The 21,937-nt window shown below is 57.6% G+C and carries 13 protein-coding genes; 7 read left to right on the top strand and 6 right to left on the bottom strand.

Translation table 11 applies throughout. The features are described from left to right. The first annotated feature begins 12 nt into the window (after positions 1-12). From ACR652_RS26775 to ACR652_RS26755, 5 genes are all read left to right on the top strand, one after another. Positions 13-1,182: a tyrosine-type recombinase/integrase gene (locus tag ACR652_RS26775; protein ID WP_434509527.1), complete on the top strand. Its 1,170-nt coding sequence runs from the start codon at positions 13-15 to the stop codon at positions 1,180-1,182. 168 nt (positions 1,183-1,350) lie between these two features. Beyond that, on the top strand, positions 1,351-1,542 hold the full coding sequence (locus ACR652_RS26770) for a helix-turn-helix transcriptional regulator (protein WP_434509526.1): 192 nt from the start codon (positions 1,351-1,353) through the stop codon (positions 1,540-1,542). A 130-nt stretch (positions 1,543-1,672) separates the two neighbouring features. Further along, positions 1,673-2,338, top strand: a complete 666-nt coding sequence (locus tag ACR652_RS26765) for a hypothetical protein (RefSeq protein ID WP_434509525.1) — start codon at positions 1,673-1,675, stop codon at positions 2,336-2,338. Positions 2,339-2,454: 116 nt separating this feature from the next. Next, entirely contained in the window at positions 2,455-5,631 is a 3,177-nt protein-coding gene (locus tag ACR652_RS26760) for a hypothetical protein (protein ID WP_434509524.1), read from the top strand. A 1-nt stretch (position 5,632) separates the two neighbouring features. Continuing rightward, positions 5,633-8,107, top strand: coding sequence for a DNA polymerase (locus ACR652_RS26755; protein WP_434509523.1), 2,475 nt, complete (start codon positions 5,633-5,635; stop codon positions 8,105-8,107). 399 nt (positions 8,108-8,506) lie between these two features. Here the strand turns inward: ACR652_RS26755 and ACR652_RS26750 are convergent, their stop codons facing one another. The 6 genes from ACR652_RS26750 to ACR652_RS26725 all read right to left on the bottom strand — a co-directional run bounded on the left by ACR652_RS26750 (position 8,507) and on the right by ACR652_RS26725 (position 18,764). Continuing rightward, entirely contained in the window at positions 8,507-9,025 is a 519-nt protein-coding gene (locus tag ACR652_RS26750; protein WP_434509546.1) for a L,D-transpeptidase, read from the bottom strand. A gap of 205 nt (positions 9,026-9,230) precedes the next feature. Next, entirely contained in the window at positions 9,231-9,932 is a 702-nt protein-coding gene (locus tag ACR652_RS26745; RefSeq protein WP_434509522.1) for a hypothetical protein, read from the bottom strand. A gap of 1,330 nt (positions 9,933-11,262) precedes the next feature. After that, positions 11,263-11,979 (bottom strand): M48 family metallopeptidase, encoded by a 717-nt coding sequence (locus ACR652_RS26740; protein WP_434509521.1) that lies wholly within the window; start codon positions 11,977-11,979, stop codon positions 11,263-11,265. Beyond that, positions 11,979-15,074 carry a type I restriction endonuclease subunit R gene (locus ACR652_RS26735; protein WP_434509520.1) on the bottom strand — a complete coding sequence of 1,032 codons (3,096 nt, stop codon included), beginning with the start codon at positions 15,072-15,074 and terminating at the stop codon, positions 11,979-11,981. The genes ACR652_RS26740 and ACR652_RS26735 overlap by 1 nt, the downstream gene beginning before the upstream one ends. Continuing rightward, a complete protein-coding gene (locus ACR652_RS26730; protein ID WP_434509519.1) occupies positions 15,067-16,353 on the bottom strand; it encodes a restriction endonuclease subunit S in 1,287 nt (428 codons plus the stop codon). The genes ACR652_RS26735 and ACR652_RS26730 overlap by 8 nt, the downstream gene beginning before the upstream one ends. After that, complete coding sequence (locus ACR652_RS26725) at positions 16,344-18,764, bottom strand: N-6 DNA methylase (protein WP_434509518.1); 2,421 nt, start codon at positions 18,762-18,764, stop codon at positions 16,344-16,346. Before ACR652_RS26725 ends, ACR652_RS26730 begins: the two co-directional genes overlap by 10 nt. Positions 18,765-19,776: 1,012 nt before the next feature. Here ACR652_RS26725 and ACR652_RS26720 point away from each other — a divergent pair. Together ACR652_RS26720 and ACR652_RS26715 are read left to right on the top strand one after the other, a co-directional pair. Next, positions 19,777-20,952: a S1C family serine protease gene (locus ACR652_RS26720; protein ID WP_434509517.1), complete on the top strand. Its 1,176-nt coding sequence runs from the start codon at positions 19,777-19,779 to the stop codon at positions 20,950-20,952. A gap of 16 nt (positions 20,953-20,968) precedes the next feature. Further along, positions 20,969-21,448 carry a VOC family protein gene (locus ACR652_RS26715; RefSeq protein ID WP_434509516.1) on the top strand — a complete coding sequence of 160 codons (480 nt, stop codon included), beginning with the start codon at positions 20,969-20,971 and terminating at the stop codon, positions 21,446-21,448. Positions 21,449-21,937: the final 489 nt, after the last annotated feature.

Raw genomic sequence — 21,937 nt, 5'->3', positions numbered from 1 at the left:
CGGGGGTTGCAAGTGAAGCTCACGTTAGCACGTATTGATAGCTTGCAGTGCCCGCCCGAGAAGCGCGACATACTGGTCTTCGATGATGAGCAGCGCGGCCTCGGTGTGCGCGTCACAGCGAGCGGCGGCAAGACGTTTCTCGCCCAATACACGTTCCATGGTCAGAAGCGGCGCATCCCGCTTGGGTCGTGCAACGCCATCTCGCTGGCGAAGGCGCGCGACGCCGTGCGCGCGATCATGGGAGATGTTGCGCGAGGAATTGATCCGGCAGCCGAGCGGCAGCGAGCTACCGCCGAAGCGCGCCAGAGAGCGGCTCGTGATGCGCTAACGCTTGAGGCTCTGCTTGAACACTGGCGTTCGCTGCACCTCGCCAGCAAGCGTGAGCGCTACGCCGCTGAAGCGGGGCGAGCGCTACGCCTTGCCTTTCGCCACCACCTCGAATTGCCCGCCGCCGACCTGCACCGAAACCACGTTGTGAAAATCTTGGACGCCATGGCGCTTCGTGGCAACGGCGCGATGGCGGCGAGAACGGCGGCGTATGGAAAGGCGGCCTACAGTTGGGCGATGAAGCGGGGCGCCGTCCCGGCCAACCCCTTCGCGAACCTGCCGCTTCCGCCTCCCGTAGAACGGGACCGGGTCATGTCGGACGGCGAACTCGCGGCTGTCTGGCGAGCAAGCGAGGGCGCAGGCGCCTTTAGCCGCATCGTCCAGATGCTCATCCTCACCGGCCAACGACGCGAGGAAGTGGGCGCCATGGCTTGGGCCGAGCTTTCAGAGGACCTCTCGACGTGGACCATCCCGGCGAGCCGGGCCAAGAACGGCGTCGCCCACATCGTGCCGCTATCGGCCCCCGCGCAGGAATTGTTGCGCGCCGCCGCTCCAACCGGCGATCTGGTCTTCCCCGGCCTGCGCGGCGCGTTCAGCGGGTGGTCGAAGGCGAAGGCGGCCTTGGACGCGCGCTCGGGCGTCAGAGATTGGCGCCTGCACGATCTGCGCCGCACCATGGCGACCGGACTTCAGCGCCTCGGCGTGCGCCTTGAGGTGACGGAGCAAATCCTCAACCACGTCTCCGGCAGCCGCGCAGGCATCGTCGGCGTCTACCAGCGGCACGATTTCGCCGAGGAGAAGCGCGCGGCGCTGGCGGCATGGGGCGAGCATGTGAAGGCGCTCATCAAGTTCTAATTGAAAACAGCTTATTGGTTTTAATCCAAAGCATTACGACAGGCGTCGCTGCGAATGCAGTGACCTCGTCACCCGGCTGCCAGAAGTTCGAAAGCCGGCTGGGGACCTCGTGAACATCAGGCCCTTTCGCTACCTCCTCCCGGCAAACAACGCCACCGGGGACTAGGTATGCGTGTTCTAACTTATGGCGAAGCGGCGAAGCGGATAGGCATTGCACGCAGATCACTTGAGAGGCTGATTGCTAAAGGCGAAGGCCCAGCCATAGTCCATATCACGGCGCGCCGTCGCGGAATTATGGAAGCTGATCTTGAGAAGTGGCTTCTGTCGCGCCGTCACCCATCGCCGGGCGTGTCGCTTTGAATAATTGGTGGCATTGAACTCGTCGAGAAAGCAAGTTCAAATGGGTGTCGCCGAACGAAAGAAGATCGGCGAGGATTCCTCGATGTCGCGCGCATCAGGATAGACCGATCTCTCTTTCGGATTCTGGATCATGGATACGGACGACGACATGACCACCGAGCACAAACTCCATCCTATCTCGGAGTTAGCGCGCTTCATCTGGTTGGTTGAAGAAACCTGTGACAACGCACTTGAATCGGGAAGATTAAAGGACCCCGACAAGAAAGCGCTAGAGAACGCGCGCAAAAAGCTTAAGAAAGTCTTCGTACCCTTCGCGATGGGTTTTATCACCGAACAAGAAAATCCAGAGCGCACAGCCGAAGGCCATGAACAACTTCGGGAGCTGCTGGAAGCTGTATTCGACGTCGGCGTCTTCGCAACGCTGACGGAAAGCGCAAAGGCTTTTCATAAGAGTGAATCACAGCGAATGAAGGGACAGAAGCGCGGAGAAGCCCTCACCGAAAAAAAACATGGATGGCAGGAAGCGGTGAAGGAGCGTGTCGACGCAAGGTTGGCTGTGAACCCAAACTTGAGCGGCACGCAACTTTCCCAAAAAATCGAGGAGGAGAGACAACAAAATCAAGACGAGTCGCAAAAGAAAGAAGGAGGGGTAAGCGCGGAAAAAATTGAGCGTAAGAAGAGGTGGAAAACTGAATTGCCAGCTACCTTGCCCGAATTCGATACAGTCAGAGTTTACATAAGAACACTGTTGAGGGAGCGAAAAAAGGCAACCGCGAGCGGGACCGAGCAAAACTGAGTCACCATCAGCCGGCTGAAATACTCCTCCAACCGGCTCAAAGCCTTACCCCTCAGTCCATCCCTCGTCATCATCACCTCACTTCGGAACTACCCGAGTTGTGAGGAGATGCTCTTATGAGCGACCGCGTAACATCAACACTTCCTGAAAACTCCAAAGATATGCCCATCGATAGGAACGCCTCCATCGAAATCACCGTCTTCAGCAAAGACGAAGGCATCCTCTCGAAGACGATCAGGGCTGCCGAAGACGGTTCCCCCGTCTCTGACGCCAGCGAATGTCGGATGTCGTCGGGAACAGCGATGCGCATGCCGCTGTCTGGCGTCGAGTCGCTGGCCGCTCTGATCAACAACATGGCTCCAAACGAGGCGCTGGCCCTAGGGCAGCTTGTCGAAGGCGTCGGCGACACGGCTCCCGTCACTACGGTCCGGTGTCTGAAGTCGGCGCTCAAGGGCACTATCGCGCGCTCGCAGGCGTTTCTGAAGTTTATGCTTGGCGCGCCTGCCTTCATGCTGCTTGATATCGACGTCAAGGGCATGCCGCAGAAAATCAAGAATCGGATCGAGGAAGCGGGAGGTATCGAAGCTGTTCTCTCGGAGTTGTTTCCTGATTTGATGACGGGAGAGCGTGTCGTGCGCGCTTCGACCTCTGCTGGCATCTCCAACGCGGCGACCGGCCAGACTTTCCCCGGCTCGGGCGGCTTGCATATCTACATCGCGGTAGAGGATGGTTCTGATATCGCGCGGGCGCTCAACGATCTGAATAAGCGGCTCTGGCTGAAAGGATATGGGTGGATTCACGTCACCTTCTCGGGACAGGCGCTGATCCGGACCTTCGTTGACGCCTCTGTCGGCTCCCCCGAGCGGTTGGTTTTCGAAGGCGCGCCGATTGTCGAGCCGCCTCTCGTGCAGGACCACGAAGCTCGCCGTGCCCTCGCCAAACCCGGGTTGGTTGTGGACACGCGGAGCGCGATCAAGCCGCTGGCAGAAGCGGAACGCGAACATCTTCTTGGAATGATCGCGGCTGAACGCCGTGTCATGAACCCCAAAATTTATGCCGCCCGGAGGGCCAGCGACGAAAGGCTCGCACAGGAGATCGCAGAACGGGAGGGGGTTCCATTTGAACCCGTGATCCGTCGGGTCAGGAAACGTCATCAACGCATTCTCCTGCCGGAAATGCCGCTCGTCATGGACGATGATGAACTAGGCACTGTGACGGTCGCCGACGTTCTCAAAAATCCTGAAAGGTTCGTTGGGGAGACGCTGGCCGATCCGCTGGAAGGGCCCTCCTATGGCCGTTGCAAGGCGATGATCATGCATGATCGCGCCAACGGCGATATTTTTGTTAAAAGCTTCGCCCACGGCGGAATCTGCTATGACCTTCGGTATGATCGGCAGTTGCTTGAAATAGTGCTCCGCGAGTCAAAGCCGGAGCATATTGTGGACATCTTCGTCGCAAAGGCCGACCAGTCTGATCTGGAGGCCGACGACGAGACCACGCTGATCGATTTGGTCGCGCAAATCAGCGGCGTGGGTAAGCGGCCGATCATCCAACGCCTTAAGCAGGAACGCGCTCGTCGCAAGCACGAAAAGCTCGCGGCCATGGAAGCGGCACGGCCGTCTTCGGGGCGTCCCGTATATCCAGCGCCAGCAGCCGATGCGGAGATCACTCCCGTCGTGCAGCTTCTCGACGCGGTGTTGAGCAAGGTTGGGGGCACACAGCCGCCGATGCGCAACCTATCCGGCAGTCTCGTCGCCATTCGAAGCGAGGCGCCTCACGGGCTTCACATGCTTACCAGCGAAGGGGCTGACGCCGCACAGGGAAATGATGAAAAGCCTCCGGCCCCAAAAGAGCCATTGATCCATGAGCTGTCGATTGCTGAGGCAACGATGGAAATCGAACGGCACATAGAGTTCACATCTACCGACAAGTTCGGATTGACTAAGAGCGTCCGATTGCCTGCCTCTTTCGTGGCGGCATACAGGTCTCTGCATGCTTCGAAGTTGCCGGTATGCGCGGCTATTTCTACTGCTCCCGTGATATCACCGCACTCATGCGACGCGATCATGGGGGATGGTCTGGATCGGCGTAGGGGCGTCTTCTACGCAATCGCCTCCAAGTTGAGGAACTGCGTGCCGGACCCGGATTCGATTACAGATGAGATGGCAATCGAAGCCTATAAATATCTTGCAAACAAATGGCTGATCGATGTGACCACTGACGCAAACGGGAAGGCCACCGTAATTGCTGCCGTGCTTACTATCATCCAGCGCATCGCGCTGAATCAGCGACCTGCGTTCTTTATCGTGGCAGCGCAGAGGGGCGGTGGAAAGACGACGCTTGCGTCAATGATCACTATGGCGGCTCTCGGGCGTGCGCCGGCGGCGGCGGCTTGGGCCCCGAGCGAAGAGGAGCGTCGCAAGGCGCTCCTAAGCTACCTACGGATGGGCGCCGCCGCCATCGTCTGGGATAACATCCCACGCGGCGCTTCGATCAGGTGCCCCCATATGGAGCGGGCGCTCACCTCTGCTGAGTATACGGATCGGGTTCTCGGCGTTTCCGAGCAACTGACGGTCCCGTCGCTCACGGTGATGCTGTTTACGGGGAACAATATCGCTCCGACTGGCGACATGGCGTCTCGGTCGCTGGTGTGCTCCATCGACGTTACGAGAACTGATCCTGAGAACAGATCCTTCAAGCATCCTGACCCTCTGCGGTGGACCGCCAAAAACCGCATGAAGCTGATGAAGAGCCTGTATACACTGCTGCTCTGGAACCCCTATCTGCGCATGCCTGCTGATGAACGCGTCGAAGCCAAGACGCGGTTCAAGACGTGGTGGGCCTCGGTCGGGGCGCCGATTGAAGGTGTGACAGCGCTGATCGGCGAGCCTGTCGATTTCGGCGCGATGTTCGCGGCGAATGAATTCGGCGACGAAGAAGTTGATTCCGTCGCGACGATCTGCGACGCCATTAACAAACGGTTCGCGGATCGAGTTTTTGCCGTGAAGGATTTCGCGGCCTTGCTCGACTCCGGTCCCGCGGCGACCCCATTCGGCAGCCCGGCTGAGCAGGCGGCCCGGAAGGCCGCGCATGAGCAGGCCGAGGCGCTGCGTGAGGCGTTACAGGCGATCCATGATGTTCCGCTGCCTCCCGGGCCGTTGCCGAATCAGCGCGTCGGTCAAATCCTCGGCAAGGCCGTAGGCCGTCCCGTTTGCATTGACGGGAAGACTGTGCGGCTGCGCGTGGTGCACGCGGGTCATGCGGGCCGCACTTACCGGCTGGAGGAGGTCTAAAATGTCCCGCGCCATGGACCTCTTCCGAAAGAAACCGACGCAGAGCGTCGAGACGAAACAGTCGGAGGCTCCATGTTCGGAGCCTCCACTGGAAAAAGTTCCCAATTGCGAGCCGGACCGGCTGGAAAGTTCCCCGAGTCGCCCGAGTTCCCCAGAAGCCACCGGAAACCTGTCTCCCATCGCGCCGAGCCCCAGTGCGGCGTCACGGTTCTTCGCTCGCTCCCAGCCTGCGGGCGACTCGGGGAACTCGGGCAACTTTTCGACCGCCGATTCGCAGGAAAACAAATATTCCCGCGCGCCTAGACGGGACCACAAGGAAGCCATCGATATCCTCCGGCGCCTGAAAAGCGTCGGAGCAAACGTAACGTGGGATGGTTACGAGAGCGAAATCTCCTTCGGAGGAACAACCCCGGAGCGTCAGGAAGGTCTTGACCTTTATGGAGAGGGTGTCGCGAAGATTGAGTCTTACCTCGCTGACGAATTGCCGGAGTTCCCGCCTGCCGAACGCCAGCGGGCAGATAAGCTCATGCGCGCGCTTGGCGTAGAGGTGACCGTGCCGTCCAACTCCGAGCAGGCCAAAACCCTCGTCTTGGAATTGATCGCTTCGTCAGGGGATTTCGGCCTCGTGCTGGATGTCGAGACGGCGACCTTGCCCCCTTGGAAAATTGCTCGCCCCCCGCTGGTCTTCAGGGCTGATGGCTCAGTGGCGGATCATCAGCCTCGATATGCGCTGGAAGCCGCGCTTGATCCTCACCGCTCGCGCATCCGCCTCATTCAGATTGCGGGGCGGAGGCGCAAGGACATCCGGAACCGGGTGCTGATCATCGACACCGATTTGATCCCCGCTACCGACGAGGCATTACTCCCGATCTGGCGCTCGAAGCTCTGGATTCACAACGCTGCCTTCGATGTGAAACATTTCATCGCAGCGGGCGTTGACCTGAGCCGCGCCGAAATCGTTGATACAATGCTCCTTGCTGGCATGGTGCACCGCTGCGAGCCCAACGGCAATCTACCGGCGCCATCACGGCCCTCCCTCGCGAAATACGCCGAAACGGTGTTGGGCGTCGATCTGCCGAAATCGGGTCAGGTCTCGGACTGGAGCAGGGAGACCTTGTCGCGCGAGCAATTGACCTACGCCGCGCTCGATGTCGCGCTCCTCGCCCTCTTGATCCCAAAGTCATGGAACAACTTGCCAGATGAACCATCGAAAGCATGCGTCCTGCGGGCTTCCGCTGCGACCTTAGCGGTTGCCCACCTAGAGCTTGCGGGGATGGCGATTGACCCAACCGCGCTTGAGAAGGCGGCGAACGCATGGGCCAAAGAAATCGAAGATCTCACCGGGCGGATTCGTGCCGTTGGTGGGCCTGAACGTCCAAACTCTCCAATGTGCGTCGGAAAATGGCTTGAGAGCGCTCTACCGCCAGAGGTTTTTGCGGTGTGGCCGAGAACTTCGGGCGGAGCTCTCTCCACTGAAGGGAAGCTTTTGCGACGCGCCGTGGAGCATCACGAAGCGATCCAGTTACTCGTAAGGCGGGCGAAAGTCGCAAAAATGGCGAGCAGCTTTGGCCACTCGCTGCTCAAGAAGATCAACCCAGCGACGGGGCGCCTGCATTGCAATCTGAAGATCAGTGGCGCCAAGACGGGGAGGTTCAGTTGCTCCGATCCGAATCTCCAGCAGATCCCTTCGCGTGGCGAGCAAGGCGCATTCATGCGCTCGATTTTTGTGGCGCCCCCCGGATGTGTTCTGATCGGCGCGGATTACAGCCAGCTTGAGCTCCGTGTTCTGGCCGCTGTCTCAGGCGACCCCGCGATGAACGCCGCTTTCGCAAACGGGCAGGACCTCCACGCCATCACGGCCTGTGGGATGTTGCGGATCGCGCCGGAGGAGTTCGATATCGACAATCCGATCCACAAGGCCGCGCGCGCCTCGGCGAAGGCTGTGAACTTCGGAATCATCTATGGCTGCGGCGCCACCGGTCTGGCCGAGTTCGCACGCGACGCCTACGGCGTCTCTATGACGCAGGCGGAAGCGGCTCATGCAATGGCGCAGTTCCTCAACACATATGAGGGTGCCGCGGACTGGATGGAAAACGCGGCTTCCGACGCGAACCGTTATAAGTGCATCCGTACGGCGGGAGGCCGCATCTACCCAGCGGCTTACGAACCTCTCGGCGAAATCTCGCGGCAGCAGGCGCTGAACTTTCCGATTCAGGGCGCTGCGGCGGAAGTGGCGCTGGAGGCGATTATCCGCATCGAAAAGGCCCTGCGCGACATCCCACAGGCGCGCCTCATCGCGCAGGTGCATGACGAGTTCCTGCTCGAAGCGGACGATGAACCCACCTGCGTCGCTGCTGCCTCAGCGGCTTTGGAGGCGGGTATGCGGGAAGGGTTCGGGGCCTTGTTTCCTCATGCGCTACAAACCGGCCTCGTAGATGTCGGGGTGGGCCGCAACTGGGCTGAGCTGAAAGGGTGATCGTCTGGACCTCGATTGAGATGGCGCGAGCCTTTCATGAGCAGAAAAAAATGCTTTGTTTGCCTCATCACGCCTGAAAAGTTCCCCAAGTTTCCCGAGTTGCCCGGCATCCCGTGCGCCTTTGCTAGAAGCCGGCTGCTCGAACTTGTGGAGAGAAGAGAGGCCGCGTGCTCTGGACCTTGTTAAACGGCAACGCGGGGAGCTCGGGCAACTTTTTGGTCGGCTCGTGGTCAAACGTTAAAATCTCTCCGGCACCTTGCTGAGGCTCCCATCGGACGGCCCCATAAGAGGCGCAAAGGCCTAGCACGGCGTGAAGGCGACAGCCACGGCCGACTTCATGCGAGTCGCGCGGAAAGCGCCCTTTGGATTTCGATAGCTTCTCGCGCTCCAAGCGGTCTCTCAATCCCCAAAGAGCGCAGCAAACGGATTCAGATATCGCTCGTACCGGGGCGTGTAGCTCGCATGGGAGAGGTATCTGCTGCTCGCGTAATGCTCTGCATGTCCCGGCCTCGAGCCGGTGATCGAGATGCTGGCTCCCTCAGCCTGAACCATCTGATAGAGTGTCGCCGCGTTTCCCGGCGCGAGCCTCACACAGCCGTGCGAGGCCGGTCGCCCGAGCGATCCGGTCGCGTAGGAGCCGTGGATGGCATATCCGCCGTGGAAGAAGATCGAATGCGGCATTGGCGACATGTCGTATTTGCGCGAATAATGCATTCGCTGCAGCCCCGTCGCGGAGAAATTGCCGCGCGGCGTCACATACCCGGCCCGGGCCGTCGAGACCGGCCAAGTATAGCTCCCCTCCGCCGACGAGACATGCATGGTCTGGGTTGCAATATCGACATGGATGTGAACTCGGGCGCTGGCGGGCTGTGTCAACCCGAATGTGGCGAGCAGAATCGCCGGGAAGCTTCTGGTTATGTTTTTGGCCGCCTCCAACTACCGCGGCGCGCGGTTTACAATAACTGGACACGCGGGGGGCCGCGTGTGCGGCTCTTTCCCGCACGCTTGATAATGCGTTCAGGGACATAATGTTCCGTCCACACCCGATCCAACCGGCTGCCGACCGCCGCGGTGCGGCTGTTCTAGTGAAGTTTGCGGTTATTTTCTTTTACGATCAGCCAAATCACTGCGGTGAGTGGCGTGTCTCAACTCCCATAAGATGCAAGGCTTCGTCGATAAACGCCTCGGTGTTTGGCGAAGCATCGGCGAGGTGTTTGATCGCTCGTCCCGGGAGGTCCCATTGATCAACTTGCGTCTTTTGCGAGCGATAGCGGTGAAGTCGGTCCCAGATGAACGAAAGTACTTCTGACCAGATCAACTGCTTTACCTCAGGATAAGCAGCCGCCAACTCCTCGCTTTGGTTGCGTCCGACTGCCACCAAGCGAACACGAAGCTGGCCGTCTCCTGCATGGATACCGGCCCTATAGATATTTTCCGCTGCACGCTCGATACAGTCAGGGGGAAGGCAGCCAATCGCAGCGAGAACGCGATGGACGTTTTTTTGATCCGACCGGGTCCACGGCCCGTTCAAGGTACAAGGTTGGTTCGTCTTCACCTCTGCAATGACCACGTCGATCAGAACGTTGGATAATGCGAGGCGTTGCTCGTCGTCAGCCATGATATCCTGTGGGTTATCGAACAAGCGTTCGGCTCGGTAGGGAAAGCGAACTGCCAACAGATCAGCGTCCGTTCGCTGGCCGCCGCGCCGCTCGGGATGAACTACGAAGTTTTCGATCTGGAGGAAGCCGTTCAATCGAAAATACCAGTAGGCCACCTTTTCCGGATCGAGACGGTCAATATTGCGTTGCTCTGGCGAACGGCTCATTTCATCTCCTCAAACCCATGCCCTTCGCAGATTGCAGCACTTCTCCGGCTAGGCATCGCGTCAGCAGCGCTGGCGCAAAGCTATCATGAGCCGAGAAACAACGCGATCAGCGGCGTTCATGCCGGAAAAGTTGTGGAATTTCCCCGAGATCCCCTTCAAGTGGGGAATGGTTAAAGCCCAAGGCTAAGCCGTGGGGTCGCTTCACGCCAGCGGAGGCCGGAACCGGCAACTCGGGCAACTCAGGAGACTTTTCGATCAGAGCATCGTGGGGAACCTCAAATTCCCGACGGGTCCCACATCCACTCCCAATGCGCAAACTGGATCAGACACGAAGGCCGCAGGGGTGACGCCTGTCGCGACGATGACCGATGTCGACACTCCCAACGCCCTTTTTCAGCGTCCACGGCAGTAAAGAGCTACTTCAGTGGCAGGCGCTCGCGGCCTCTCGCCAGTCGTTCCAGATTCGCTGTCGGGCCTCATCGCAACTGATTTTTCCAGCGCATACTGCACGAGAGAGGCATCTTCCAACATCGTCCTTCTGGCGTCTTCCAACCGGAGGTTCCGTGGGTCTGATGACACTCCACCAAGCGCAAGAGGAATTCTGTGATCAAGCTGGAAGTCGCCGACCAATTCAAGCGGCAGGCCCTGCTCCCGAAGGAGACGCACCTTGACGCGGTTCGTGTAGGACTGCGGTGGTCGAATAATTGAAGTCCATCCCCTGACGCAGATCGTTTGCCCGATGGTTGCTTGGGTTACATCTGGGTTGAGCGGTAGAGTATTGCCGCTTTCTGGGCTCACGGGTAGACGGATGCGGGGCACGCCCCTCCTGAGGCCGGAGGAAGGCAGCCCGGACTGCGCTTGCGACACTGGCGGCTTGCCACCCTCGTTTTTGCAACGGGTTGTTGGTGGATCGCCACAAACGACCCCGAGGGTAGACCAGCCTACACAACGTCCGTTCAGGCCTCGGAAGCCGGGGCCACCGTGTGAGCCGCATCCTGCGAGGGTCGACGCTGCGCTTGCAGCAATGAAAATGGCAGAGAGGGCGGCACGTGTGATCGCCAGAAATGCGCGATGCGCTCGGAATTGCGAGAGCATTTTGCGAGCCGGAAAATAATTCTGGTCAGCATCATTCACGCTTGAAAAGTTCCCCGAGTTCCCCGAGTCGCCAGAAAAATTGGCTAATTTAGCGCTCCAGACTAATATCCTTGGTGGGCAACTCGGGTGAGTCAGGCAGCTTTTTTGGCCCCCGATCCATCAGAAAGCGATAATTTCTTTCATATCTGCGCCGCGCTAAGCGTAAAAGCCATCTCACACGACGGCAAGGCTGACTTCATTCACTCCACTTCTCGGCACCCAAAGGTAACGCGTTGAGTTCCGCTCTGGCTTCAAGCCACGAGGGAAAATATTTGTCGAGGATGGTGACGAAGCGCTCACTGTGGTTCGGCTCGATAAGATGCGCCATCTCGTGGACGACGACATATTCAAGAAGCTCTCGGGGTTTCTTGACTAGCTCAGTGTTGAGCCGAATATTCCCGCGATGGTGGTTGCAGCTTCCCCACTTTGTCTTCATCCGCTGCAAGAAATATCCTTGAACCTTAACTCTTAGCTTCCGCTCCCACTTCTCGATCAATGGCGGAATTGTCTCGTGCAGAAGTTTCTTGTGCCAGTCGTGCATAACTTTGGCGCGTTTGGCTATATCGCTTCCTTGGCGGACGCTCAAGGTGATCTGCTTGCGTTCAAGCTCTACGGATGGCTTCCCATCTCGATGGACGACGTTCAAGAGGTACCGATGGCCCCAAAGATAGTGGCTCTCGCGGGTGACATATTTCCGCGGCTCCTCACGCGCCTGACTGGTAAGCTTTTCCTGCTGAGCTCGTATCCAACCTAGGCGCGTGATCGCGTAAGCGCGCGCCACATCAAGACGAGTAGATGTTGGAGCCGCAAGCGTCACTCGACCGTCCGGGGGGTGCACCGAGAGGTGGACGTTTTTGATGTCCTTGCGCGTCACCGCGATGGTGATGTCGCCGATCTTGATCGCCTCAGCCATCAATACCCCGGCTGGTTCTTGATGATCTCGAAGAGCGCCTGCGTGGCCTCTCGGTCTCGGTTCAGCAGGGGGAACAACGCATTCAGCAACTGCGCCTCACGCGCTTGGTCACCCTTCCAGCCCGCTGGCGCCGATTCGCGGACGGCGGAGTCGATCTGCAAAGCTAACGCGGCCTTGTCGTCATCAGAAGTGGGACACCTAAAACTCGTTGCGCTGATGCTACCGAGATTGTTGTAGAGCGCAGTCGCCTTAGGGTTCCCGTGCAGTATCGCAGGCACTCCAGCAGCAGCCTCCTTGCCGCTCATCTTTTTTGCCAGTGCCTCTGCCTTGCGGAGAAATTCTTCATACGCTGCCGCATCTTCCCGGCTCTGCTTTATAAGATCGTCCAGAAGCTCTGACATCTCCACATAGAAGCGAGGGTCGGCAAGTTGTTGGCGAATGATTGTCTTTCGCAGATTGTTGATGACGCCTTCAGCGATTGCGTTCCTCGATAGCTTGCCCTTCTCGTTTAGCTTGCGGGCGATTGCGTCATGAACTCCTGTTTCGATAATGAGTTCTGTCAAGGACATCTCACCCAGCTCACCCAAATCCGCCGCCGGATCGGCCTGAATGTAGGTGTTGATCAGATGTCGCATATCCGCTTCATATGGCTTAATGTCTAGTTCCTCCCCGGCGTTCCGTTTGATCGCTGCGCGCATCTCAGAATAAAACTCGACCTCCTTCTGGAGGGTATCCGCCTCAGCATCGGTGTAACCCGCATCGGTGAGATTTTGCGCTATATCCGCGAAGGCACGGACGAAAACCGCAACCGCCTTGTAGAAAGAAATCCGCAGGGCTTCCGTCTCATTCAGCGCGTTTGCGTTGGAAGCATCGCCACAAAAATAATGAAGGAACTGTTCAACGTCCCTCGGCGGCGCTACCGGCTCACATAGGTAGTGCAGGGCTTCGCGCGCCTCGTCGAGCTTTTTCCTTCCCTCTCCCAGCCAATCTTTCAGGTGTACGTTGTTCTCAAAATCGCCACCATCATCGATATCGAGTTCGTCCGAACTGTAGACGGCAATCGCCTGCTGGACGCTGCCAAACAGCTCCTTGTAATCGACGATATGCCCATAGTCCTTGTCGTCGCCATCAAGTCGGTTGGTGCGGCAGATGGCTTGGAACAGGTTGTGATCCCGCAGTTCGTTGTCGAGATAGATGTAGGTGCAGCTTGGCGCGTCAAAGCCAGTCAAGAGCTTGCTGACCACGACCAGCAGCTTCATATTCGCTGGTTCCTGAATGAACCGGCGCTTGGTCTCATCTTCGTATTGTTTGGTTGTTTGGTTGTTCTTCAACACATACTTTGTATAGGTATCGAACTTGTAGCGTTCGTCACTATTCGCTGGCTCCCTTGAAATCGCATTGTGGTTCGGCTCGTAAGATGTGATGATCCCGCAGAACGCACCAAAATTGGTGTTCTCAAATAGCCTGAAATAGTGACAGGCGTCGTAGATCGAAGCCGCAACGAGTATTGCGGTCCCCCTGTCATTATTCAGTCTCGGCTTGAGGCTGAAATCCTCAATGATGTTCGCGACAATTCTCTGCTTTCGTTCGCCCGCACTCATCAACTCTTCCATGGTCGCCCACCGCTTCCGCAAAAGGGCCTTTTGGAAGTTATTTAGATTCTTGGTTTTTTGCTCGAACCATTTATCGATAGCCACTGGCGAAGTCAGCCGCTGCGGAACATCTCGGGCCTCATACTTCAAGTCCAACACGACCTTGTCGGCCACCGCCTGATGGAACTTGTAGGTATGGATGTAGGTGCCGAATACGTCCCGCGTCATCAGCTTGTCTTTGCGCAGGAGCGGGGTGCCGGTGAATCCGATAAAGATCGCTCCCTCTAGCCAACGTTTCATCTGCTTGTTCATGTCGCCGCCTTGCGAGCGATGACATTCGTCTATGAATACATAGAAGCGTCCGTGGACTGCCGGTGGTGGCACTTTGAGGTCGGCGATGTCGAACTTTTGGATCAGGGCGCAGAGGAGCCGTGGCGTCGTTGCTCCGAGTTTTTGGACGAAGTCGGCGCGGGAAGTGATACGGGGGGACGCCGAATCCGGGCCGATGACGCCAGCATTCTTCATCACTCCTTCAATCTGCTTGTCCAGTTCGTCCCGATCCGTGACAACCAGAATGCGCGCGTCGGGATCGTGCTCCAGCAACCACTTGGCGATGAGCACCATGAGGATGCTCTTGCCGCTGCCTTGGGTGTGCCAGATGACGCCCCCTTCCTGCTTCGCCATCCGCTCCTGTGCGGCCTTGACGCCGAAGAACTGATGCGGCCGTGGCACTTTTTTCTGACCGACGTCAAAGATGATGAAGTTCCGAATAAAATCGAGCAACCGGCTCTTGCTGCACATCTGAGACAACGGTCGGTCCAGCAGCGCACCAGCAGAGGAAGCTGCCGCACCGGGCTGCTCATCCTTCCACTCGACGAAAAACTGTTCCGGCGTGCCGGTAGTGCCATAGCGCAGCCCCTGCGAGTCGCTACCTGCAAAGACGAGTTGAACGGTGCTAAAGAAACCCTTGTTGAAAATCTTTTCCTGATTTGTGATGAGTTGACGAACACCCTCGGCCACCTCGACCGAACTGCGCTTGAGTTCGATCACGCCGACAGCGAGACCGTTGATGTAGATGACGAGGTCTGGTCTGCGTTGGTAGCCGCCTTTCAGCGTCACTTCCTCGGCCAAAGCGAAGTCATTCTTCTCTGGATTTTCCCAGTCGATCAGGTGAACGGTTTCGTGGGATGCACCCGCAGCGATCTGAACCGGCGCGCCGTACCGGAGAATCTGGTAGGTGCGCAGATTGGCTTGATAGAGCGTGATACCGGTGGAGTCGGCGGCAGTCTCAAGTTTCTGTAGTGCCGCAGAGATATGGGTGCTAGAGTAGCCACGAGCGGCAAGATTATCGCGAAGGATCGCGGCCTCGATTGGGCGGTTGTTCTCGCGCTTGTTCCATTCCCCAAGGTAACGATAGCCGAGGCAATCGGATAGGGTCGGGTCGGTGAAAAGGGCGACGACACGGTTCTGCGTCTTGCGTTCAGAACGGGGTTGCTCAGGCATGCGCGCCTCCAGAGGAAACTAGCCGTGTCCTGCCCGTAAGTAGTTCCTGCACCATACTCAACTTCAGGGCGCGGGTCTTATCGCGGCGCGCCTTTAGCGCCTTCAATTCGGCATCCATATCAGAGAGGACGCTTGCGATGGCAATTTGTTCTCTGAGTTTTGGGAAATCAAACTCAAGTGATTCTACGCTACCCGGTCGGAGATTATTGATACTTGAGCCGGCAAGTATGTTATTTATGTAGTCCCGATATCTTCCTGTCTGGAAAAGATGAAAAATAAATTGTGGGTGCGCGATCTTTGGATCAGTGCGAAAGCAGCTCATAAAGGCCCCAAAAGTGTATTTATAGCTATCATGGATAGTGAAAACACCTGCTTTTCCAACAAGCGCTTTGCTGCCGTTTGCCATGCAGATTAAAATGTCATTTGATTGGAGGATCTGATCAGGAGACACTCGTGCAGAATTCACGAACTGAATTTCATCGATTACAACAACCGCTTGTTGCACATTGCTTGATCTTAGCAGGCGCGTTGTGTCTGGTGTGTCGTATTGTGAAAGATCACTTGCGCCGCGGTAACTCACCCCTCGCAGACAACTTCCGGCATGTCCAAGTGGTTTTGCCTCCCACTCTCCGCTGAAGCCGGGAAGGCGGGTCTCGCGAGTCAGGAGTTTCTGCATGGCGGCCTGTTTGAGGTCGCGCTTCTTGGCGATAAGCTTGTCTAGCCTACAGAGAAGGGCATCGACATCACCTAGTGCCTGTGAGATGGCAAGTTGTTCTAACTTGTCGAGTGGAAGGCCTACTGGCATCTTGTCGACAATTGTAATGTAGATGTGTTTTATCGTTGAGCCACCGGCATCCTCAAGCATTCTCTTTTGATAAAAAGGACTCTCCAGCAACATCTTCAGGAATTGTGGGTCGACTCGCTCGTTTGGACGAATGACTGCGACAGATTGATTGATACAAATAGTTTCGTCGCCGACGACAGCGAGTCTTCCCAGAGTTCCATCCTTGGTGAGGAGTATGTCGTTACTGCGCGGTTTGCTTTTTGCGGTGAGTAATGTTTGGTAAGCTGTTTTTGATGTTCTCCGCGCAGTCTCTAGTTGAAGGCGTCCGTCATTTATATCTGCTGCCGTGATCATGAAGACACCATCCCGCACAGTCGGCATGGGGTTGGTGAACCCGTAAGAGATGAAAGAGAAAAAGGCGAAAAGAGGTTCGCATACCCACTCCGCTGGGATGACACCCACTTCCGTCTTCTTGTAACCGGGCTTCAGCTCCATGACGCACCCATTTTTGTAAGGTGGTCATTCACGCGGGCCGCTAAGGCCTCCACTTCCTTGGAAAGCTCCGGCAGTGGGGTGGCGTAGCGTTCCGCCAACTCACGAATGCGGCTGGTGAGGGTCTGTGAGACGCGGTCCAATTCTCTTTGCACGGTGGTCTTGAAGCTATCCATCCACTTGTCGTCCACCACCAAGGACCTGATTTCATTGTCTGTGAGTTTTGGGTATTTTTCGTATGCGAGGGTGTCGAGGGCGGCTTCCGCATCCTTGATGGCGCGCTTCAGAGAAGATTCGGTCTCAGAGAGTTCCAGCCAGCGCTTCAGAACGAACGCTTCGTCCTTTGCATCCTTGTCACTCTTGATCTCTTTGAGACGGGCGTTAATCTCGCCCTTGGCGATCTTGTCGAGCGCACCGAGGTAACCCTCTTCGCCACCGTTCTCTTCCTCCAACTCGGCAAGGCTGGCGATCGCCGCTTCCAGTTCCGTCTGTTTGGTGTCGATGGCGGCGTGCTCTTTGGCGAAGTAACGCGCGACGATGAGTGACTTTGGGATTAGGTCACAGATCCAACCCCTATCCTTGCTCCTGCCCTTCTTATCGATCTCTACGATACGAGCCGGTTTGGCGACCCAACCGTCTGCAGCGATCAGGTAGCAGTCATCCTGCATCGTCTCGGCCCAGTAATCCATCAAATGCTGGTAGATGTCGTAGGCGTCTAGCAGTGGCGTTTGATTGTAGACTGCGAGAAGGTCTTCGGCGACGGTCTCGATCAGCGCTTTGGGATGGCTATCCTTCCCGAACTTGTTGATCAAGGCGGTGGTCGCCTTCCTCCATTCATCGAAGGGCTTTGTGGCTGTCTTCTGAAACTCTGCGAACTCGGGGTGACCAAGGATTGTTGGCTTCACGTCTGCGACCGGTATCTTTAACTGTTCGTAGGCGGGCCGCCCTGCCGACTCGAAGAGCGCCACACGAACACTAGGCAGCGCCGCCCAATATTCCACCAGAGCGTCGATGTCCCGACTTGGGATGCCGCCACGCAGATGCCCCTCGATATCCTGAAGGTCTTCAGGTTCCGTGCTGTCGATGTAGCGCGGGAGGTTGAGGTTGTAGTCGTTCTTCGGGTCTGAGATTTCCGAGAGAGAGACCATACGCGCGTAGCGCGGGACCTCGGCCTGCTTGGCGAAGGTATCTACGATACGGTGTATGTCTTGTTCGCGAAGGCGGTTCTTGTTCCCGTCTTTGATGAAGCCCTTGGATGCATCGATCATGAACACGCCTTTGCGGGCGGTGGCGTTCTCCTTGTCGAGGACGACAATACAGGCAGGTATGCCGGTTCCGTAGAAGAGATTAGGCGGCAGGCCGATGATGCCCTTCAGATAGCCAGAGCGAACCAACTTCTGGCGAATGACCGCCTCAGCGCCACCCCGGAAGAGCACGCCGTGTGGCAGGATACACGCGCCTTTCCCCGTGCCTTTCAAGGAACGGATGATGTGCAGCAGAAAAGCGTAATCTCCCTGCTTTGCAGGCGGTTCCCCCCAAGCGAAACGTTGATACGGGTCGTTCGCCGGGGTCAGCCCGACGCTCCATGTCTTAACCGAGAATGGGGGATTGGCGACGACGTAGTCGTAGGTCCTGAGTTGCTCACCGTCCTTGAATTTGGGGGCTGCAAGTGTATTGCCGGTCTGAATGTTGGCAGTCGGGAAGTCGTGCAGGATCATGTTCATCCGGGCGAGACCTGCGGTGGTCACGTCCATTTCCTGCCCTTCGAGAGTGATGTGCTTGCCCGTCTCGGCCGCGACTTTAAGCAACAACGATCCCGAGCCGCAGGTCGGATCGTAGGCGGTTGTTGACGCCTTCGTGCTCGACACCGAGATACCAATCACCTTTGCGATCACACGGCTGACCTCAGACGGGGTATAGAACTGCCCCTTACTCTTGCCGCTCTCGGTAGCGAAGAGCCGCATGAGATACTCGTAGGCGTCGCCGAGTATATCATCATGCTCGGCGCGGTTCTGCGAAAAGTCAAGCTCTGGCTTCTGGAATATGCCAATCAAGTTGGTCAGACGATCCACCATCGCCTGACCTTCGCCAAGCTTGTTGGGATCGTTGAAGTCAGGGAAGTCGCTTCTGGAAAGTCGAGCGTTGGCGTCGGTCAGAGGCTGGATGATCTGTGTGTTGATCTTATCGCCAATGTCGCTTTTGCCCTTCAGGGCGATCATGTCCTTGAAGCTTGCCCCTTTGGGGATCGTCACCGGCGGCGCGAAGGTGTCACTGTCTCCGTACTTGTCTGTGATATATTTGATGAAGAGCATAAAGAGGACGTAGTCTTTATACTGGCTTGCATCCATCCCGCCGCGCAACTCGTCGCAGGATGCCCAGAGCGAGGAATAGAGATCGGATTTTTTCAGCGCCATTGAGTTGTGAAATCCCGTTCGGTTCACGAGTTGGGTAGGGCCAGACATGCCGCTTCGCGAGCGTCCCATTTCCGGGCCGAATCTTCTAATGATTCGACCAGCGAGGCAACCGGCCCTCCTTGCTTTTACGGCCATGTTTACGGTGGCATAGCTGGTGGCCCGTCCGTGGCGCTCGACACGTCGGCAATGAAAGCCAGTTGCGAAGGTTCCCTGTCACCAGCATGGCGTTGAAGCCTCTGCGGATGGCAACTCGGGCGACTCGGGGAACTTCTCAGCCCGTCATACGCGGAGGGCAAGATATTTTTCCCGAGGTCGATGCTCAAAGACTGCAAGCACACCGTGTGTTTCCAGCCCAGAGACGAAAGCAATAACGCAACCGACCGGAAGGCGAGTTCGGATCGTCCTGCAGATTTGTTGTGCGGAGGCATGAAGCGGCTGGAAAGTTGCCCGAGTTCCCCGAGTTGCCCGCTCAGAGCGTCGTGAGCGATTCTCAGGGCCGCGGATCCGCATGGTCGGGGCGAAGATTCTGCGGCGGCTTCCGCCTTGCTGCCAGACGTGCCGACGCTCGGCCTTGGGAGCGCGCACACCGGACCGAACTGGGCAACCGCGAAAGACTGAGCAACCTCAGCGTCCGGAGGTGCCGGAGTTGCTCTTGTAGGGTAACCCCATTCCTCGATAGCTGTAGGAAGGTGAACGCCCAAGCGGAGACGGGGGCGAACGCTTACGCTGACGTTGGAATGTCATTGACCCCCGGGCGCGTATCGTTAGCATCATCAGTGATTGGATTTCCGGGGGTGCTGTGGTGCGCGTCGTTCCCTTCTGTCTCGCCATTTGCGTTCTTATGGCGTCCCCAACTGTCGCGCGCGCCGAACAGTTCGGGATCACAGTCAACCCTGACAAACGGTTTGCGGTAGACGGCCTCGCCGTTGGGGGATTGGTCGCTCCCCAGTCAAGCGCCTACAGGGCGTATAAATGCAGAGCCAGCGAGGATTATCCCGGGTTCACTCGATGCGTGAGGCACGAGAGCAAGGCGCTTCGGGGGGAGAAGGTTGATGTTACAACCTCGATTCTTCATTCTGCCGATGGGGTGGTTGCCTATATCAACCAATCGATCAAACCCGCCCACTTCTCTGTGCGTGATATCGAGCAGGAGCTTTCTCGCCTCTCGGGTCGGTTCGAGGTCTCTCCGCAGATCAAGAAGCTCACAGATGGACGCGACGGGGTAATGGCCCTCATTGCGACATGGAAGGACATTCAACTCCAACCTCTGAGCAGGAGTGATTTGAACATCCTTGCGCATGGTGGCGCGCCCCATGCGGGTATCCTCGTCGATCTGCTTGGCGACTTTCACCGGTCGGCGCGCCTGAACTTGCCGGTCTATAGGGTTGCCGGTGGCAAGGGCTTTGTCTGGGCGGCAAGTTTCGACCAGCAGGGAACCGGCAATCTTCGTTTCTTCGCGATGGACCCATATCTCCTTGAGGCGCATGCGCCACCATCACCCCCGGTCGCGACCACCGAACCCAAGGAGCCGACACCGGGAGCATCCATTCAGAGGCCAGAGGCTCGCGAATCCACCGGAACAGGCTTCTTCGTTTCTGAAGGCTTCGCAGTCACCAACGCGCACGTTGTCGAGGGGTGCTCCACTGTTCAGGTGACGCCAAGCCTTTCTCGACAGGAAGCGGCTTCCGTTATTGCCAGAGACACGGCGAACGATCTGGCGTTGTTGAAAACAGCCGTTAAGACGAATATCCCTGCATCCCTTCGCAGCGGTGTGCGGGTTGGTGAAAGCGTCTCGGTATTCGGCTTCCCCCTATCTGGCATTCTTGCAACCGGGGGGAACTTCACGACAGGAACGGTTGCTGCCGCCGCAGGCTTGGGCGACGACACGCGTTATCTGCAAATCACTGCGCCCGTTCAGCCCGGGAACAGCGGGGGTCCTCTGCTGGATCAAGATGGCAACGTGGTCGGCGTCGTTGTCGCAAAGCTCAATGTTCTCCGGGTTGCACAAGCCACCGACGACATCGCGCAAAACGTGAACTTCGCGATAAAGGCGTCTCTGCTCGCCAATTTCTTGGACGCCAACGGAGTCCCTTATGCGGTTGGCAGCCCCTCAAAGACACACCTTGATGCGCCTGAAGTGGCCGCTCGCGCAAAGACCATGTCGCTCTTTATACGATGCTCACCGTGACAGCGATTGGCCGTTCATGAATGCGCCCGAGAAGCGGGGTGTGTCGAGCATAAAGCCCGAAGGCTCGCGAACCAGCAGAAAGACCATCATGATCCACATCCGGGAACTTGATCACCTCGTCTTGCGTGTGACCAATCTGGAAGCCATGCTCGCCTTTTATTGCGACGTTCTCGGCTGCGCCATTGAGAGACGCTTGGACGAAATCGGGTTGATTCAGCTACGGGCTGGCCGCTCGCTTCTCGACCTTGTGCCGGTGGATGGAGAGCTAGGCCAAGCCGGAGGCGCCGCGCCGGGGAAGGAAGGCAGGAACCTCGATCACTTCTGCTTCCGGGTCGATCCCTTTGATGAGGAAGCCATCCGGCGTTACCTCGTAGCCCATGGGGTTGCGGCCGGAGAGACGACCATGCGCTATGGTGCGGAGGGGGTTGGTCCTTCGATCTACGTCAAGGACCCGGACGGCAACGTCGTCGAACTCAAGGGCCCTCCAATCGACTGAGGTGAGGCCTCTCGACAGTGAAATCCTCCTTAATTCCAACTCGCTATCTACCCTAAATTGCACGGAACCATCCTCGCGTGTTGGCGTTTCTCCGACACGACGACATTGTCCTTTCACTCTCTCGAAATCGTAGGATTCCTCGAAAGGAATGGATCATGGCTCTTTCGTGCTGCGTCTCCGAGTCATTTCGCCTCCATTAAGCTCCATAAGCTAATCCCCTGCGGAGCATTAAGCTCGGCTCCCGGTCTCGAACGACTGCGGTTGCGCGTGCCAGCTTGGGGAACAACAAGGGTTAGCGCCTTGGCTGATTGCACTTTCTAGGCAAAAAGCTTCGCCACTAGTCGCAGGTCTAGTGTCCTGACTCTCAATTGCCGCCCAAAAACTCAAGCGGCGTGGGCTTTGTCGAGCGCCGCGCGGGCCCGATGGATTTTTTCGAGGATAGCCTCGCCTTTCGCCTTCCATTTATAGGGACGCGGATTGGCGTTGCGC

Origin of the sequence: Methylocystis sp. (assembly GCF_051061225.1) — a bacterium.
GTDB lineage: Bacteria > Pseudomonadota > Alphaproteobacteria > Rhizobiales > Beijerinckiaceae > Methylocystis.
The sequence above is the reverse complement of the archived record's forward strand: the minus strand, read 5'-3'. Positions and strand labels throughout refer to the sequence as shown.

Bases quoted from the DNA above. Each gene is read 5' to 3' on its own strand.
- ACR652_RS26770 (WP_434509526.1), top strand. From the start codon at position 1,351: ATGCGTGTTCTAACTTATGGCGAAGCGGCGAAGCGGATAGGCATTGCA.
- ACR652_RS26765 (WP_434509525.1), top strand. From the start codon at position 1,673: ATGGATACGGACGACGACATGACCACCGAGCACAAACTCCATCCTATC.
- ACR652_RS26760 (WP_434509524.1), top strand. From the start codon at position 2,455: ATGAGCGACCGCGTAACATCAACACTTCCTGAAAACTCCAAAGATATG.
- ACR652_RS26755 (WP_434509523.1), top strand. From the start codon at position 5,633: ATGTCCCGCGCCATGGACCTCTTCCGAAAGAAACCGACGCAGAGCGTC.
- ACR652_RS26745 (WP_434509522.1), bottom strand. From the start codon at position 9,932: ATGAGCCGTTCGCCAGAGCAACGCAATATTGACCGTCTCGATCCGGAA.
- ACR652_RS26740 (WP_434509521.1), bottom strand. From the start codon at position 11,979: ATGGCTGAGGCGATCAAGATCGGCGACATCACCATCGCGGTGACGCGC.
- ACR652_RS26735 (WP_434509520.1), bottom strand. From the start codon at position 15,074: ATGCCTGAGCAACCCCGTTCTGAACGCAAGACGCAGAACCGTGTCGTC.
- ACR652_RS26730 (WP_434509519.1), bottom strand. From the start codon at position 16,353: ATGGAGCTGAAGCCCGGTTACAAGAAGACGGAAGTGGGTGTCATCCCA.
- ACR652_RS26725 (WP_434509518.1), bottom strand. From the start codon at position 18,764: ATGGCGCTGAAAAAATCCGATCTCTATTCCTCGCTCTGGGCATCCTGC.
- ACR652_RS26715 (WP_434509516.1), top strand. From the start codon at position 20,969: ATGAATGCGCCCGAGAAGCGGGGTGTGTCGAGCATAAAGCCCGAAGGC.